This window comes from Phytohabitans sp. LZ39 (assembly GCF_059359075.1).
The window spans coordinates 118,043-135,142 of sequence record NZ_JCADBM010000029.1 but is presented as its reverse complement, the minus strand read 5'-3'; the positions used below and the strand labels follow the sequence as shown (position 1 = coordinate 135,142).

Here is a 17,100-nt window from a genome sequence, read left to right as displayed (position 1 = left end):
TGGGTGGCCAAGAACGTTGTCGCCGCGGGTCTGGCCGAGCGGGTCGAGACGCAGGTCGCGTACGCGATCGGCAAGGCGCACCCGGTGAGTCTGTTCGTGGAGACGTTCGGCACCGAGGCCGTGCCGGTCGACCGGATCGAGAAGGCGATCAGCGAGGTGTTCGACCTGCGTCCGGCCGCGATCATCCGGGATCTGGACCTGCTGCGGCCGATCTACCGGCAGACCGCCGCCTACGGCCACTTCGGCCGCGAGCTGCCCGAGCTGACCTGGGAGCGCACCGACCGCGCCGACGACCTCAAGACCGCGGTCACCGCCTGAGTCCGCCGCGCCGGCGGGTTTGCCGACCCGCCGGCACGGTCACGCTTTCGTCGTCGCCGAGCTGGTCACCGGGCCTCGCTGAGCCGGTGACCAGGCTTTCGCTCAACTGGTGACCAGGCTTTCGCTGAGCCGGTGACCGGGCTTTCGCTCAGCCGGTGACCAGCAGGAGGATGCCGCCGAGCAGGGTGAGGGTGGACAGCGCGGCCAGCGCCGCCGCCCGGCGGCGGACGTCACCGCCGACGAGGCGCATCGCGAGGGCCAGGGGACCGATAGGTAGCATGCGGGTTCCTTTCGAGCTGATAGCGGTAATGCGTCCAGCGGCGCTGGCGGCTCCCAGCGCCACCCGGAGCGGTGACATGTCGAGGTCGGCCGCGCCCCGCACGTCGGCCTCCCACTGCTCGCGATAGCGGGCCCGCCGCTCGGGGTCGGGCAGCAGGGCGGCCGCCCAGCGCACGACGAGGAGCGCGGCCCTCATGACGGTGCGGCGGCCGGCCGCCACCCAGGCTTTGCGGCGGCGCGGGCACGCACCCGGCGGGCCTCGGTGGCGCCTTCGGCGGTCAGCACGTACATCCGGCGGCGCGGCCCCCGCCGGTCACTGTCGTCGTCCCAGTGCGAGGTCACCCAGCCGGCCCGCTCCAGGCGCTCCAGCAACGGGTACACACTCCCGGACGGCCGCCCGGTCAGCTTGATGATCTCCAACCCCCAGCGTGGCCCGTCGCTGTCGAGCAGCACCCCGAGCACGTCGACGGTGGCTTTCCCGATCCGCCCGAGTGCCTCCACGCCCACAGTCTACCTATGTAGTTTAAGGACTGTCCAGGCCCTTTGCGGCAGGCCATCGCACTAGAGAGCTTTCTGGGTCAGGGTGAGACCGTTGGTGGTGCTCCTCAAGGTCGAATTTGCCCGGTCCCGGTCACCCTCCAGGGTCAAGGAATGTCCACAATCCTAGATCTCGAAGTTCCGACCCCCGGGCTGGTGACGCTGCGTCAGGGGCGTCGGGTCAGCGGACGGCTGAAATGCCCGGCACCCCTCCGACAAGGGTCCAGCCCAGAGGGCTTGGGGCGCGGACCTGGCAGCGCGGGTCGGGGATCTCGGCGAGCGCCAGCTCCCCCCCGACCCGCGCGTACTCCGGCGGGAGCAGCGGTCCGCCGCTGACACGGACCCGGGCAACCCAAGCTTGAGGCACACCACGACGGCGTCACCCTGATCCCGAAAGGTCTCTAGTGCGGTGCCCAAACCCTTACCCGGGCCGGCGAAAGCCGGCCAAACGTTTGTGGCCACCGCGCTAGCGGGCGGCCTTCGCACGGGGGTCGCGGGCGTACCGGAAGGCGGTCAGCAGGGCCGTGACGATGCCGAGCGCGAGCAGGACCCGCACCGCGTTGAACACCACGGTGTCGCCGGTGGAACTGGGCGCGAAGATGTCTTTGGCGAACCAGCCGACGCCTATCCCCAGCCCCAGGCAGGCGTGCATGACGGCCCGCAGGCGGGGGAGGGGCTGCGGGCGGCCGAAGATCCGGGGCATCGCCCCGCCGCGGCTGGCGACGACCAGCTTGGCGGCGAGCGCCAGGTTTGCCACGCCGGCCACGGCCGCCAGCACGGCCGTGACCACATCGCCCGATCCCACAGCGCCACACGCTATCGGATCGACGCCCGCGGACGGGGGCTCAGCTGTTGCGCAGCAACGGGTCGAGCGCGAGCGTCAGGTCGAAGCGGGCCTCCTGCGCGACCGACCCCTCGTTGAAGTCGTTGATCTGCTCCAGCAGGTCGGCCGCCGAGTCGCGGAGCTCGTCGGGGTCGCCGCCTTCGAGGCTCTGCCGCAGGTCGTCGACGCCGTCGCGCAGGTCGTCGGCCGCGTCGTCGTCGATGCGGCCGGCCGCGATCGCGCTTTCCAGCGTCTGGTCGACCTGGGCGACGAGGTCGGCGGGGGAAGGTGTGGCCGGCGCGGTGGTGCGCGGGGGAGTGGTGCGTACCGACTCGCCGCCGGGTGGGCGGCCGGCCGCGCCGGGGTTGTCGGTCGGCGCGAACGAGGCGATCGCCGCCGCGGTCAGGCCGCCGGCCAGCAGCAGGCCGGTCATGATCATGAGCGTGGGCCGGAGGCCTCGCCGCCGCCGCTCGACCCGTGCGCCCGGGCCACCGCCGCGGGGAGCGGGTGGCAGCGGGCGCCCTACGGCCGTGCGCGGGCCGGCCGGTGGTGCGGCCGGCATGGGCGCCGCGGCGGCGACCCCGCGGGCGTAGCGCGGACCCGGCCGGCGGGCGTCGCCCATGCGGCGGTCCACGGGGCGGCGGGCGTCCGCCGGGCCGGCCGCCGGGGCCTTGCGCTCCGGCGGGATGGCCGCCTCCAGCGCGTCGGCGACCTCCTGCGCGCGGGGGCGGCGGTCGGGATCGCGGGACAGGCAGGCCAGCACCAGCGCGGCCACCGCGGACGGCAGACCGGGCACCGAGGGCGGGGGCACCGACGGCGAACGGCGGTGTGCCTCCTCCGCCTCGTCCCAGGTGGCCACCGGCAGCGGCGGGCGGCCGGCGAGTGCCTCGTAGAGCAGCGCGCCCAGCGCGTACACGTCGTCGGCCGGGTCGGGCGGGCCCGCGTCGAGCCGCTCGGGCGCCGCGTACGCCGGGGTGCCCACCAGCCAACCGCCGTCGCCCTCGGGGCGGGAACCGGCCAGCGCGGCGATGCCGAAATCGAGCACCTTGGCGCCGGTGGCGGTGAGCATCACGTTGCCGGGCTTGACGTCGCGGTGCACGACGCCCATCCGGTGGGCGGCGGCGAGGCCGCTGGCCACCTGCGCGGCGGTGCGGACCGCCTCGGGCCAGGGGAGCGGGCCGGTGGTCAGCCGGTCGGCGAGGTTGCGGCCGTCGAGCAGCTCCATCACGAGGTATGGCACCACCGAGCCGTCGCCAAGCCGTTGCTCTCCGTAGTCGTAAACCTGGGTGACGTGGGGGTGCGTGAGCTTCGCCGTCGCCCTGGCCTCGCGCCACGTCGCCGCGAACAGATCGGGCTCGTCGTCGAAGGTGGCGGTCAGCGCCTTGACCGCTACCGGGCGGTCGAGCACCTGGTCAACGGCCAGCCAGACCTCGGACATCCCGCCGACGCCGATCTGTTCGACGACGGCGTACCGGTCGTGCAGGAGCAGCCCGGGGGCGAATGTCATGCCGACCAGTGTGGTCGATCCTCAGAGCAACGCCAACTGTGCGTCGATACGTTCCGCTAGCCAGGTCTCGAACTTCACCCGCTCCGCGTCGTACCAGCCGCGGGTGGCTCCCTCGATCGCCATGATGACGTAGAGGTAGGTGCGGTACATGTCGAGCCGCCGCCGGGCGCCCGCGGTCAGCTCGATGCCGGCCAGAAGCTCCGGCTCCGGCTCGCGCAGCAGCGCCAGCGAGACGAGCTCGGCGATCGGGTCGCCCCAGAGGGCCCGCTCGCCGTCGATGAGGCCGGTGACCCGCCAGCCGTCGGGGTCGCGCTGGACGAAGACGTTGCCGTCCCACAGGTCGAAGTGGACCAACGCCGGCCGGGTCACCTCGTCGAGCACGTCGGCGTGCCGCCGCAGCAGGCCGCCGATCCGCTCCGGTGGCGCGGGCAGCGGCTTGTCGAGGCGCGCCGCGTCGGCCATCAGATCGTCGACCATCGCGCCGAAGGCGCCCCGCCAGGTCGACTGCCAGGTGCGGCTGTCGCGCAGCGGGTACCCGTACCCGCTGCCGGTGATGGTGTGTAGACGGGCGGTGAGCCCGGCGACCTGGCCGCGCACCGCGGCGACCTCGGCCGGTGGCAGGCCGTCCACAAGGGAGTGCAGGTCGGTGCCGGGCACCAGGCTGAGGAAGACGAAGTCGGTGCCGAGCAGGTCGCGCTCGAAGCCGGCGTAGACCACCTCGGGCACCGGCACGCCGACCGCGGCCGCCCGCCGGTAGAAGTCGACCTCGGTGCGCATCAGGTCGACCTCGTGCGTGAGCAGCTTGAGGTGGGGCGGCGGGGCCACCTTGAGCACAAGCTCGCGGCCGTCGTCGAGGGTCACCGCGTATGCCGCGTTGTAGGTGCCGCCCTCGAACTCGCGCCACGCGGTCGCCCGCGCCGTGGGGCCGAAGGCATATGACACCAGGCGGGCCAGCTCGCTTTCGCTGACCCGCCTCTTGGTGACGCTGTCTCTCATGATCAAACAGTATTGTCGGCGATGACCCGCTTGTACCAGAGGGCGCTGCGCTTGAGGATGCGCCGCTGGGTGGCGTAGTCGACGTAGACCAGGCCCCACCGCTCGTCGTAGCCCTGGTCCCACTCGAAGTTGTCCAGCAGCGACCACACGTGGTAGCTCTCCAGCGGCACGCCGTCGGTGATCGCCCGGTGCGCGGCGGCGAAGTGGTCGCGCAGGAAGGCGACCCGCTCCACGTCGTCGATGTCGTCTTCGGGGCCGAGCACGTCGGGGCAGGGCAGGCCGTTTTCGGTGACGGTGATCGGCAGCGGGCCGTAGTCGCGGGTGACCCGGGTCAGGATGTCGTACATGCCGTCGGGGTAGATCTGCTGCCAGAATGCCTCGGTCGTCGCGTGCCGCTGCTCGGTGCCGCCGTCGGCGGTGACGTAGATGGGCGTGTAGTACTGCACGGCGAGCAGGTCGACCGGCTGGGCGATGATGGCCAGGTCGCCGTCGCGGATCGAGCGCACGAGCGGGCTGTCCGGCCCCTGGTCGGCCAGCACGTCCTCGGGGTAGTGGCCGCGCAGCGCGGAGTCGAGGTAGAGGCGGTTTTCGTACCCGTCGAACAGGCGCGTGGCGGCGGCCGCGGCGGCCGAGTCGTCGGCCGGGTAGCAGGGGTGCAGGTTGAACGCCGGGCCGATCCGCGACTTGCTGCCGCTGGCGCGCAGCGCCTGCACGGCCAGGCCGTGGCCGAGCTGGAGGTGGTGGGCGACCTGGTAGGCCAGCGGCTCGTCGCGCTTGCCCGGCGCGTGGTGACCGGTGATGTACCCGTTTTGCACGACGGTCTTGGGCTCGTTGATGGTCAGCCACACCGGCACGGAGTCGCCGAGGGCGGCGAACACGTGCTCGGCGTACTCGGCGAACCGGTACGCGGTGTCGCGCGACTCCCAGCCGCCGCGGTCCTGGAGCGCCTGCGGCGTGTCCCAGTGGTAGAGCGTGGCCATCGGCTCGATGCCCCGATCCAGCAGACCGTCGACGATGCGGCGGTAGAAGTCGAGGCCGCGCTGGTTGGGCTCGCCGGTGCCGTCGGCCTGGACCCGCGACCACGAGATGGAGAACCGGTACGACCGCAGCCCCAACCCCTTCATCAGGTCGAGGTCTTCGGGGTAGCGGTGGTAGTGGTCGACCGCGACGTCGCCGGTGTCGCCGTTTTTGGTGCGGCCCGGCGTGTGGCTGTACGTGTCCCACACCGACTCACCGCGGCCGTCGTCCTTCGCCGCCCCTTCGATCTGGTACGCCGATGTCGCGGCCCCCCATCCGAAGCCGTCCGGGAACGCCAGGCCGAGCGGAGCGTCGACCGCTGGGTCCCGGGACAGATCGTCGGGCTCGACGCCGCGGAGCAGGGCCGATCTGGCCGAATCTGCGGTCGGGGTAGCGCCAGCGGTGGTCTCGGTCGGTACGGACATGTTCGGGTCTCCTCGGTGGTGGCCCATCCCCCTTGGTCTGGGAGCGCTCCCAAGGCTAACCCGGATCGTGGCGGATGGAAATGGGGTGATCGGGTGGCGATGCGGTCGAAGGATCGTCCACATCACCCGGCCGGAGCCGCGCCCGCCCGCTCAGGTTCGGGAAGGCCGTTCCGACCAGGTCCGTGCACGCGGACCGTCGTCGGATGCATGCAGCGCGTGTCGGCCTCCCGCTGGCGTGTCGGTGCCGAGCGTGTCGGGCGGAGGCGGGCAAGAAGGTGTAGCACAGGCGGTCGGCGGAGCCGGTCCGCGCTGACCGGCCGATGAGGTCGGCGGACGGCGTCGGAGTGGTGCGCGACGGCGGTGCGGTGAAGCATGGGTCCGTTGGGTCCGATGCCGTCTTGGAAAGCAGTCTTGACTAGAGCAGGTCGACCGGTCGGGCGCCGTACGCCTGACCCGACGACCGATTACCCCATTTGACGGTGGGGTTTATCTTCTATCTGAGTGGGTGTGGGGACGGGGAGGGCAACCCCCGTCCCCACCATCAGTTACACACGCGCGAGAGGATCTTCCCTCCTCGTCGCGCATGTCGCGCGGGAGCCGGGCCACGCGAGTGGCTCTGGTTCCACCTCCTCTCGACCGGGGGGTGAGACGCTGGTGGCGGAGTCCGGGCTGGCCCGCCACCAGCTCTGCGGCTGAGCGGTTGTGGGTCCGCCGATGGTGCTGGCGGCTTCCCCTGTAGTGTTGTCCCCCGCTTACTTGCATCGACATCAATGGAAGCGCTCCCATCGACGTTGGCTGAACTGTAGTACCCGTTACGGCTTTGTGAAAGACCCAAAACAAGATCGAAACACCGGGCCAACGTTCGCGAAACCCCGCGGTGCCGCTAGATCGGCAGGTCAGGGGCCGTTTGACCACACTGGAGCGAAGACAAAAACGCTCCCACTTGCTGCGGGAGCGCTCCCATGCAAGACTGTCGAAACATCGCGTGAGGGAGCCACAACCGCGCGAGCGCGGGCCGCCGAGGGCATCCGACTGAGGAAACCGGCGCCCCAAATGTGAACGGATCGAGCGCCATGCTCGCTACCCGGTCCGGGACGGGATGCCCCCACGACCCCACACGCGCCTTCCGCCCTGCGCGCCGCTTACCCCACCGCGTAGAAGGCGCCAGCCGAGCTAGCTCGGCCTGGTCCGCGAGGAGACACTCCACGATGAAGCTCACCGCAAGAAAACGTCGGGTGGCGATGATCGCCGCCGGCGCATTGGTCGCGGGAGGGATGGTGAGCGTGCCGGTCGGGATGGCCTACGCCGCCACCCAGTGCGACGTGACCTACACGACCAACGACTGGAGCACCGGGTTCACCGCCAGCGTGACGATCCGAAACATCGGTGACCCCCTGACCAGCTGGAACCTCGGCTTCGCCTTCCCCGGCAACCAGCGCGTCACCCAGGGCTGGTCGGCGAACTGGACGCAGTCCGGCGCCAACGTCACCGCCACCAACATGCCGTGGAACGGCAACCTGGCCACCGGCGCCTCGATCTCGATCGGCTTCAACGGCTCGTACTCGGGCACCAACGCGAAGCCGACCGCGTTCACGATCAACGGCACCGCCTGCGGCGGCGCGGTCAACCAGGCGCCCACCGTCGCGCTCACCAGCCCGGCGGCGAACGCGTCGTTCAACGCGCCGGCCGACGTCACGGTCAGCGCCGACGCCAGCGACGACGGCGCGGTCAGCAAGGTCGAGTTCTACCGCAACGGCCTGCTGGTCAACACCGACACCGCGGCGCCCTACAGCTACGTGATGACCGGCCTGCCGGTCGGCGACTACACGGTGCAGGCCCGGGCGTACGACAACGCCACGCCCACGCCGCTGACCGCCACCGCCGAGCGGGCCTTCACGGTCCGCGGCACCGGCCAGGCCAGTGTCGTCACGCCGGCCACGCTCAGCATCGCCGAGGGCAGCAGCTCGCAGCTGAACGTGAAGCTCAGCGCGGCGCCCACCGCCAACGTGCCGGTCACGCTCAGCAAGACCGGTGACGCGGACGTGACGCTCGGCGCGACGAGCGTGACGCTCACGCCGGCCAACTGGCAGAACGGTGTCAACGTTCCGGTGAACGCGGCGCAGGACGCGGACGCCAACAACGACACGGCGACGATCACGGCCAGCGCGGCGAACCACACCCCCGCGGAGACGTCCGTCACCGTGACGGACGACGAGAACACCACCAACCCGGGCCGGTACGCCGAGGAGTTCCTCGAGCTGTACAACAAGATCAAGGCTCCGGCGAACGGGTACTTCAGCCCTGAGGGCGTGCCGTACCACTCGGTGGAGACGCTGATCGTCGAGGCGCCCGACCACGGTCACGAGACCACGTCCGAGGCGTTCAGCTACTGGCTGTCGCTCGAGGCGATGTACGGCCGCGCGACGGAGAACTGGGCGCCGTTCAACAACGCCTGGCGCGTCATGGAGACCTACATCATCCCGTCCGAGACGCAGGGTGGCTACAACCCGAACGACCCGGCCGACTACGCGCCCGAGGCGAACCTGCCCAGCCAGTACCCGGGGACCGGCGGCAAGCTGGACTCCACGGTCCGGGTCGGCCAGGACCCGCTGTACAACGAGCTCACCCAGACGTACGGCAACAACCGCATGTACGTGATGCACTGGCTGCTCGACGTGGACAACGTGTACGGCTTCGGCAAGTGCGGCGACCGCACCACCAAGCCGGCGTACATCAACACCTACCAGCGCGGCCCGCAGGAGTCGGTCTTCGAGACCGTGCCGCACCCGTCCTGCGAGACGTTCAACTTCGGTGGCCCCAGCGGCTACCTGCCGATCTTCATCGGCGACTCGTCGTACACCCGGCAGTGGCGCTACACCAGCGCTCCCGACGCCGACGCGCGCGCCATCCAGGCGGCGTACTGGGCGCTGAAGTGGGCCAAGGAGCAGGGCAAGCAGGCGGACATCTCGGCCACCATCACCAAGGCCGCGCAGATGGGTGACTACCTGCGGTACGCGATGTACGACAAGTACTTCAAGAACCCCGGCTGCGCCTCGCCGTCCTGCACCGCGGGCACCGGCAAGAGCAGCGCGACCTACCTGCTTTCCTGGTACTCCGCGTGGGGTGGCCCGCAGGGCAGCAGCGACTGGGCGTGGCGGATCGGCTCCAGCCACAACCACGGCGGCTACCAGAACCCGTTCGCGGCCTGGGCGCTGTCCACCACTCCGGAGCTGACCCCGCGGTCGTCCACGGCGCAGACCGACTGGGCGACCAGCCTCACCCGGCAGATCGACTTCTACACCTGGCTCCAGTCGGCTGACGGTGCCATCGCCGGTGGCGCGACCAACAGCTGGAACGGCAACTACAGTGCCCGCCCGGCCGGCGCGCCGACGTTCTACGGCATGGTGTACGACGTCAAGCCGGTCTACCACGACCCGCCGTCGAACCAGTGGTTCGGCTTCCAGGCGTGGACCATGGAGCGGGTCGCGGAGTACTACTACGAGACCGGCAACGCGCGTGCCAAGGCGCTGCTGGACAAGTGGGTCGCGTGGGCCATCGCCAACACGACGGTCAGCGGCACCAACTACCAGATTCCGTCGACGCTGAGCTGGACCGGCCAGCCCGGCGGCAACTGGCAGGCCGGCACCACCTCGGTCAACAACAGCGGCCTGCGGGTGTCCGTCGTGGACCACACGCAGGACGTGGGTGTGACCGGTGCCTACGCCCGCACGCTGATCTACTACGGTGCCAAGGCGGCCAACACGCAGGCGCAGACCACGGCGAAGGCGCTGCTCGACGCCGTGCTGGCCCGCAAGGACGCCCGCGGCGTCTCGGTGCCGGAGACCAAGGCCGACTACAACCGGTTCGACGACGCCTACAACGCCTCGACCGGCCAGGGCCTGTACATCCCGCCGGGCTTCACCGGCACCATGCCCAACGGCGACCCGATCAACTCCAACAGCACCTTCCTCAGCATCCGCTCGTTCCTCGAGGACGACCAGGACTGGCCGAAGGTGCAGGCGTTCCTCGCAGGTGGTCAAGCTCCGACGTTCAACTACCACCGCTTCTGGGCGCAGGTCGACGTGGCGATGGCACTGCACGACTATGACCGGCTGATCGGGGACTGACCCCGGACAGCGACCCGGGTGGGTGGTTCTTCTCCTTCTCACCCACCCGGGTTCCGGTCCCATAGACGGCCCGATCCCCACAATCGGGCCGGAAAGACGGCCTGATTCCCCCACGGTCAGGCCAGCGGGCGGCCTGATTCCCACGGTCAGGCCAGCCAGTGGTGGGCCGGCCGGACTGGCCAACGCAGCGGTCCGGTCCGGCCCACCACCCCACAACACACTTCCGGGCGGGTGGCACGAGATGCCACTCGCCCGGCTCCATTGTTGGCGGTGTCCGACGTGGACGGTTACTGGCGGCGGCGGTTGCGGCGCCCGGCGGGCCGCGCGCGTGTCAGCGGCGGTAGCAGCGCCACGAGAAGGCGTCGTTGCGGTTGGAGAACTGCGCGAACGCGGCGCTGCCGTACTTTCGGCGGCAGGCGGCGTTCATGTCGATGAGCGGGTTGTCGCCGCGGCGCCGGCACTCCCAGTTGTTTTCGGCCTGACCGGTGCCGTGGCGCAGCTGCGCCTCGTCGGTGCGGTAGGTGACCGTGCAGTACTCGCGGAGCATCTGCCACAGCCCCATGCCGCCGCCGTCCGGGCCGACCGCGACCGCTGCCCTTGGCGCGGCCGCGGGTGGGGGTGGTGCCGCCGTCGTGCGCCGGGGCGCGGGGGCGCTGGTGCGCGGTGCGGCGGGCCGTCGCTGGGAGGCGGCTTTCGACGGTGACGGCGATGGCGCCGGCGTTTTCTCGGGTGCCGCGGTCGGGGTGGTCACCGGTGCGGGCGCGGGCTTTTCGGGTGCGGCGAAGGGGTCGCCGGAGTTCCAGCTCATGCCGACCCCGGTGACGAACGGCACCGAGCACGCCAGCACCAGCGCGGCCAGGCCGACGGCGGCCAGCAGCCAGCCGTACTCCCGGCCCAGGCGCCGGACCACGGCGGGGGGCGCGGCCTCGTCGGACACGGTGACCCGGCCCTCCCGTTCGCCGTGGTGCTCGGACTTTGGGTCTTTCGGCTGGTCACTCTAGCCACTGGGGTCTCTTCGCGGGATGCCCGACAGGCCAGCTCGGGCTCGGTCTGTCGGGCACCCGACAACTGAGCGGCGGCTCAAGAAATGCGGGCACCCACGAACGCCGGAAGCGGGGTAACCTGGTAGGTGGAGAGGCCGCTTCCCCCGTGGCGGCCTCTCCTTCTACGTCTGGTCGCCGTGCCGGCGCAGGGTCGCGACGGTAGAGTCGCGCGTTGTGTCCCGACTGCCCTCGTTGACCGGGCTGCGCTTCGTGGCCGCGTTCGGGGTCTTCGGGCTCCACGCGTACTCGCTGGTCAAGCTCACCGACCCGATCGCGCGGCGCGGCGCACAGCTGCTGTTCGACGCGGGTGACCTGGGTGTCGCGTTCTTCTTCGTGCTCTCCGGCTTCGTACTGACCTGGTCGGCCCGGCCGGACCGCGGGCCGCTGCGCTTCTGGCAGGGCCGGGTCGCCCGCATCTACCCGGCCTACCTCGTGGCGCTCGCGCTGGCCGTGCTGTCGCTGCGCGTGACCGACCGGATACCGCCGATCTTCTGGGAGCCGTTGGGCGCCAGCGCGGTGCTGCTGCACGGCTGGTACACACAGGACTTCGTCTACCTGGGCGTCAATCCGGTGGGCTGGTCGCTGTCCTGCGAGATGTTCTTCTACCTGTGCTTTCCACTGCTGCACGCGCTGCTGCGGCGGCTGGGCCCGGCGGCGTTGTATCCGGCGGCTCTGGGGTTGGTCGCGCTGACCTGGGCGATGCCGTGGATCGCGGAGGTCGCGGTGGTGCCCGAGCACGAGCGCTGGTTCGTGTACATCTTCCCGGTGACCAGGATGACCGAGTTCACGCTCGGTATCGTGCTGGCCCGGCTGGTGCTGCTGGGCGCGTGGCGCGGGCCCGGCCTGCGGGTGGCCACCGCCATCTTCGCGGCCAACTACCTGGCCGTGGGCTGGCTACCGGCGGTCACCCGGGACACCGCGGCCGCCGTCGTCGGCACCGCCCTGCTCATCCCGGCCGCCGCGGTGGCCGACCTGCGCGGCGAACGCTCACCGTGGCGGCACCCGGTGGTGGTCCATCTGGGCGAGGTGTCTTACGCCTTCTTCCTGGTACACCTGACGGTCATCGTGACGGCGGTGGAGCTGCTGGACCTGGGTGGGCCGTGGGCGTTGTGGCCGGCGCTGGGCATCGTGGCCGTGCTGCTGCTGGTCTCCTACGCGCTGGCCTACGCCTTGCACCGCTGGGTCGAGGTGCCCGGCATGCGCCTGCTCAACCGCCGCGTGACCCGGCCGGCCCGGTCACGCCGCCCCGCTCCCGCCCAGATCCGCTAGTACTCGCCACGGGACCAGTCACGTGCTCGCACCGATGCGTCCACCCCGGGATGAGGTTGCGGCCGCTCGTGGCCATTTCAATCCCCGGGGCTACCGCGACGTCCGTTGTGGTCCGGGCCGTTGCTCTCGCGGCATGGCCGGTCCGCTGTGGTGGAGCCCCCCGGAAGTTCTCTAGCCTCCTAGGACGCTCTACGGGTGGTGACGAGGCATGCATGCGCGGTACTGCTCCCGTCCACCGAGGCATCCTCAGCCACCGGAATGTGTCGACGTCCGCGGCGAGCCATCGACGTTGAGGCCGTACCGGCGGATTTGCCAGGCTCGTGCGGTGTCGCCTTGTTCGACCAGCAGGTCGATCAGGCGCGTTGCGGCCGTTGGCGTGCCCGCGACGACCTCTAGCGACAGCTTGTCGACGCAGCCGTGTTTCGCTAGAAGGCTTACCAGCCCTCTGGCGGCATGGAAGTCGCCGGCGTCGCTGCGGGTGCGCAGATAGTCGATCGAGCCGTCCGGAAGACCATTGTTCGCCAGCAGATCGGCGAGCGGTTGGTCGACGCTCCAACCGCCCGCGGTGGCGCTCGACCGGAGGATGGCCACCGCTTCGTCGATCCGGCCCTGTCCTGCCAAGAGCTGACTCAGCCGCGCTGCGGCGTATTCCTCGCCGGCGTCGGCGAGGGTGTGTAGTGCGTCGGTACGGCCATGCGCTGCCAGCAACTCGGCCAGTCGCGTCTTGGCGTCCCAATTGCCGGCGTCGGCGTGGGTCCGGAGGATCTCGATCGCCTCGTCGAGGCGATCCTGTGCTGCCAGCACTTGAGCCAGCAGCGAGGGCATGTGCCTCTCGCCGGCGTCCGCGTGGGGCCGGAGGACGTCGATCGTCTCGTCGATGTGGCCCTGGTTGACCAACAGCTCGACCAACCTCTCCGCGTCGTACCAGTCACCGTCGGCGATACGATCCTCCAGGACTTCGATGGCCTCGTTTGTCCTGCCTTGCGCGACCAGTAGCCGGACCAACTGCTTGGCCCGTCCGTGGTACGCGTTGGCGTGGTGTCTCAGGACTTCGGTCGCCTCGTCGGTGTGGCCCCGGGCGATCAAAAGGTGGACCAACTGATCGGCGGCGTGCTCGTCGCCCGCATTGGCGCGGTCACGGAGCTGCTCGATGCGTCCGTGCTCGGCCAATATTTCGGCTAGCCGTTGCTCGGCGGTCCAGGCTCCGGTCTTCACGCCGTCGAGGAGGACACTGATCGCGTCGTCGAGCTGGCCCGCTCTGGCCAGCAGGCGGCCTAGTTCCGGTGCGGCGGTCCGAATGCCGGATTCGTAACGGGCACGTAATTCGTCCTCGCGTCCATGCTCGGCCAAGAGGTGATCCAACAGTTCGTCCATCTGGTACGCCATGACGTGGAAGTTGCCGGTGCCTATGTTGTCACGTTTACGCAGGAGCCTCTTGAGCTCTTTCGTCTGACCACGCAGGAAATCGATCGCCTCGTCGGTACGCCCTTCTTCCGTGAGCAACTCTGCTAGCCAAATCACAACCTGCGGTGAGAAGCAGTATTTTCTCGTGTGGACCGCCTCAATCACGTCGACGGCCTCGACTGCGCGTCCTTGCGCGATCAAGAGTGCTGCTAGCTGGCGGGCGGCGAACGCAATGTCCCACGCATCGACGATGTTGTCGGAGGTGAATTCGGTGGTGCGGCCGACAATGATCCGATAAGTTCGTTCGGCGTACTCGTAAAGGAGCCGCCGGTATGCACTTTCTGCTAACCGTTGGAGGTCGCCGTCGGAGTGGGTGCACCCGGTGAACGCCTGCCAAGTGAGCGCCGGTATGGGCTGGCTACGGCGTTCCCTGGTGAGCTGCTGTAGCAGATAGTCGGTAACGGTGTAACCGAGCGCTTTTCGCATGTCTGGGCTAGCCACCGGCACAAGTGGAGCGGTGGCCCTGTCTTGTTGGCGTTTGTGGCTGGTCAGTTCGTCCATGGCTGGACGAAACCAGTCGTCGCTTGATTCGATGTTCGTCAAGTATCCGCGCGCGGCATCGACGAGAAGCGTTTCGGTAAGTGGGGCCTGTATGCCAACCCTGCGGGCATCGGCGGCCGCGTGCAAGATGGCCAACTGGGCGTCGGTCGCCCGGCCGTAGCGCCTGATGATCTCGCGCACGCCCGCGAGCGCCTCGGTCACATTGTAGTGGTGATCTTTCAGGGCGGCCGCCAAGCGGGGGTCGTGAGCCGCGAGGCGAGCGGCGGCCGCGCGTTCGGCTTCGGAAAATGAACCGAGTCGAATTTCATGCACGCGTGGATGGGTGAGAATATCGGCGGCATCGGAGTTTCGTGGCAGCGCTTCGCCGGTGGGGGCGTCCGTCGCGCTGGCGCGAAGGTGCAGAGCATGCTCTGGCCACAAGGTACCGACAATTACCACGGGGGCGGGGGCGTCGAGAAGCCGTCGGATCGTGGCCGCGGTGATGGCTGTGGAGCCCGCGGTGAGATAGGGGCCAGGCAGAAAACGCTGGAGTTCGTCGAGCCACACGACCAGATTGGGCAATGGAAAGGTCGCCTGCGCTACGACGTCGACCAGACCGCCGTCGCCGAGGACGGGGGCGAGTACGGCGAAGTCGGCGAGATGCTGGCGGGCGGCCTCGTACAGTAGGCGAGTCTTACCCACACACGAGTCGCCAACCAGGATCAAGAATCCGCCGTCGATGCGCGCGTCACGCATCCACGCCTCGACTTCTTCCTGCTTTTCGCGCGGCACAAATGCCGGCAGGTCCGGATCGAGAACGCCCTTTCCTGCTTGGTGGGTCCGCGAGAGTAGCGTCGGCCGGTGCGCGGCGCCAATGCCCTCGGGGACCGGGGGCAAGCTGATCGCGGGATGAACGTGAAGCGCGAGGGCCCCCGTGCGCCGCTCGCCGAAGCGAGGAAACTTCTTATGCCGGCCGAAGTATCCGCGAAGCAGGTCCACGGCCGCACGCTCGCTGTCGGCAACCGCGCGCTGGTGTTCGGCCCACCGCTGCAAGCCCTCCGTCGCGGACCCGCCCAAGCCGGCGACGAGGAGCACGGCCAGCCACGGCGGGCACCAATTTAGCCAGGACGGCAACTCCGTCAAGGACAGCACCGCGACAATGCCGGCCAGCAGACCACCGACAACCATTGGGGCGATCACCCGCCTCGATCGCGGACGATTTCTACCCCGCACAGCGAACCGCCGTCATATACGTAGACTTCCTCGTGCTCGCTTTACGGTCATCAGCCTTTTGGGTTGGTAGCCACGAAGAGTTCTATTGAAGCCGGAGCAGGCCCGCCACCTCTTCGAGGACGGCTTCGTCGCCGGCGTACCAGCTGTCGGCGCGCGGCCAGTGCGACAGCACGTCGGTGAAGCCGTGGCCGGCGGCACGCCCCACCGCCTCGGCGAAGTAGCCGGCGCCGGACAGCGAGTAGCGCGGCGCGGAGTCAAGGGACAGGAAGCGGTCCACAGTAGACGGGTCGCGGCCCGCGGCGGCCAGGACGTCGTCGAAGCGGCGGGACGCCTCCCCGGCCGCGCGCCACCACTCGTCCAGCGATTCCATGCGGCCCACCGTCGTCACCCAGCCGGCGCCGTACCTCGCGGCCAGGCGCATCGACCTCGGCCCCAGCCCGGCGACCACCCACGGCACCCGCGGGGCCTGCACCGAGCCGGGCGTGCCGCGGGCGTCGACGGCGGTGTAGTAGTGGCCGCGGTAGGTGACACGCTCGCCGCGCAGCAGCGGGTCCAGGATCTCCAGAAACTCGGTGAACCGGTCGACCCGCGCCCGCGGTGGCAGCGCCTCGCCGCCGAGCACCGTGTTGTCGAAGCCGGCCACGCCGCCCGCGCCGACCCCGAGCGTGAGGCGCCCGCCGCTGATGTCGTCCAGCGCGGTGATCTCGCGGGCGAAGTGCGCCGGGTGCCGGAAGTTGGGGCTGGCCACCATCGTGCCCAGCCGGATCCGGGACGTCACGCCCGCGGCCGCGGCCAGGGTGGGCACCGCGTCGAACCAGGGCCCGTCGACCAGGTCGCGCCAGCCGATGTGGTCGTAGGTCCACGCGTGCGCGAACCCGTACTCCTCGGCGCGCCGCCACCGACCGGCGGCCCGCGCCCAGCGCTGGTCGGGCAGGATGACGATGCCGGCCCGGACCGGCGCGGCCTGCTGCTCAGTCATGGCCGACACCCTATCCAGGGAGCTCTCGGGGCCTCTCGGGGTTCGAAACCTTGATTCGACAAGAAAATTTCGGGCTACCGCGATGTCCGTCGTGGTCCGGACCGCTGCTCCCGCGGCCTCACCCGTCCGCTGTTGCTTGCGGCTCACGTCGCCGCTGCCCCCGCGGCGTTGCGTAATTCGAGGCGGATTTCCCACCTCCGCGTCAGCGCCAGACCGACCTTCCCGGGTGCGGGCCCGGTCGTGGCTTGCCTCGGCTTCCTTGATCGGCGTCGACCTCGGCGGCCGGCGAACAGATCGTGGACGTTTACTGCCCCTCCAGGGGCAGTTGCGTACCACGATCACCAGCATCGGTGCCCCGATCAAGGGAAACCTGTCGCAGGGGGACGCTAGGAGGGCTTGTCCCGCTTGGAATTCGTAGGCGGTCGCCGCACCTACCTGCGCCATCCTGACGCGGCGTCACCAGCCCCGCGGCGGGGACTTTGATCCGGGAACAGGCATTGTGGACAAACGTCGACCACCGCCTGGCGCGAGCCAAATTCCCCCGGCCGCTTTCTCCCCGGGGCCGGTTGCGCGCAGGGTGAGCGCGACCAGCGGCGGATGGGT

The 17,100-nt window shown here is 69.9% G+C and carries 12 protein-coding genes; 3 read left to right on the top strand and 9 right to left on the bottom strand.

Features of this window, described 5'->3' with window-relative positions; genetic code table 11:
• Window positions 1-318, top strand: a 318-nt coding sequence (locus AC5L36_RS39560) for a methionine adenosyltransferase domain-containing protein (RefSeq protein WP_494909528.1), incomplete at its 5' end; no start/stop codon positions are given.
• A 148-nt stretch (window positions 319-466) separates the two neighbouring features.
• On the opposite strand, the gene AC5L36_RS39555 is transcribed toward AC5L36_RS39560, so the two are convergent.
• The 6 genes from AC5L36_RS39555 to AC5L36_RS39530 all read right to left on the bottom strand — a co-directional run bounded on the left by AC5L36_RS39555 (window position 467) and on the right by AC5L36_RS39530 (window position 5,902).
• Window positions 467-793 (bottom strand): hypothetical protein, encoded by a 327-nt coding sequence (locus tag AC5L36_RS39555; protein WP_441223819.1) that lies wholly within the window; start codon window positions 791-793, stop codon window positions 467-469.
• Window positions 790-1,098 (bottom strand): PadR family transcriptional regulator, encoded by a 309-nt coding sequence (locus AC5L36_RS39550; RefSeq protein ID WP_441223818.1) that lies wholly within the window; start codon window positions 1,096-1,098, stop codon window positions 790-792. The genes AC5L36_RS39555 and AC5L36_RS39550 overlap by 4 nt, the downstream gene beginning before the upstream one ends.
• Before the next feature lie 502 nt (window positions 1,099-1,600).
• Window positions 1,601-1,939: a hypothetical protein gene (locus tag AC5L36_RS39545; protein WP_441223817.1), complete on the bottom strand. Its 339-nt coding sequence runs from the start codon at window positions 1,937-1,939 to the stop codon at window positions 1,601-1,603.
• 40 nt (window positions 1,940-1,979) lie between these two features.
• The gene (locus AC5L36_RS39540; protein WP_441223816.1) at window positions 1,980-3,464 is read right to left on the bottom strand and encodes a serine/threonine-protein kinase; all 1,485 of its coding nucleotides are present in this window, start codon (window positions 3,462-3,464) and stop codon (window positions 1,980-1,982) included.
• Window positions 3,465-3,485: 21 nt separating this feature from the next.
• Window positions 3,486-4,460, bottom strand: a complete 975-nt coding sequence (locus AC5L36_RS39535; RefSeq protein ID WP_441223815.1) for a phosphotransferase family protein — start codon at window positions 4,458-4,460, stop codon at window positions 3,486-3,488.
• Window positions 4,461-4,462: 2 nt separating this feature from the next.
• A complete protein-coding gene (locus AC5L36_RS39530; RefSeq protein WP_441223814.1) occupies window positions 4,463-5,902 on the bottom strand; it encodes a GH1 family beta-glucosidase in 1,440 nt (479 codons plus the stop codon).
• 1,208 nt (window positions 5,903-7,110) lie between these two features.
• On the opposite strand from AC5L36_RS39530, the gene AC5L36_RS39525 reads away from it, so the two are divergent.
• The gene (locus AC5L36_RS39525; RefSeq protein WP_441223813.1) at window positions 7,111-10,029 is read left to right on the top strand and encodes a glycoside hydrolase family 48 protein; all 2,919 of its coding nucleotides are present in this window, start codon (window positions 7,111-7,113) and stop codon (window positions 10,027-10,029) included.
• Window positions 10,030-10,360: 331 nt separating this feature from the next.
• Here the strand turns inward: AC5L36_RS39525 and AC5L36_RS39520 are convergent, their stop codons facing one another.
• Window positions 10,361-10,966: a hypothetical protein gene (locus tag AC5L36_RS39520; RefSeq protein WP_441223812.1), complete on the bottom strand. Its 606-nt coding sequence runs from the start codon at window positions 10,964-10,966 to the stop codon at window positions 10,361-10,363.
• Between the two features lie 280 nt (window positions 10,967-11,246).
• Between AC5L36_RS39520 and AC5L36_RS39515 the strand changes: the two genes are divergently transcribed.
• Complete coding sequence (locus AC5L36_RS39515) at window positions 11,247-12,341, top strand: acyltransferase family protein (RefSeq protein WP_441223811.1); 1,095 nt, start codon at window positions 11,247-11,249, stop codon at window positions 12,339-12,341.
• 246 nt (window positions 12,342-12,587) lie between these two features.
• Here the strand turns inward: AC5L36_RS39515 and AC5L36_RS39510 are convergent, their stop codons facing one another.
• Together AC5L36_RS39510 and AC5L36_RS39505 are read right to left on the bottom strand one after the other, a co-directional pair.
• Window positions 12,588-15,485 (bottom strand): tetratricopeptide repeat protein, encoded by a 2,898-nt coding sequence (locus AC5L36_RS39510; protein ID WP_441223810.1) that lies wholly within the window; start codon window positions 15,483-15,485, stop codon window positions 12,588-12,590.
• A gap of 115 nt (window positions 15,486-15,600) precedes the next feature.
• Window positions 15,601-16,497, bottom strand: a complete 897-nt coding sequence (locus AC5L36_RS39505; protein WP_441223809.1) for an LLM class flavin-dependent oxidoreductase — start codon at window positions 16,495-16,497, stop codon at window positions 15,601-15,603.
• Between the last annotated feature and the right edge of the window lie 603 nt (window positions 16,498-17,100).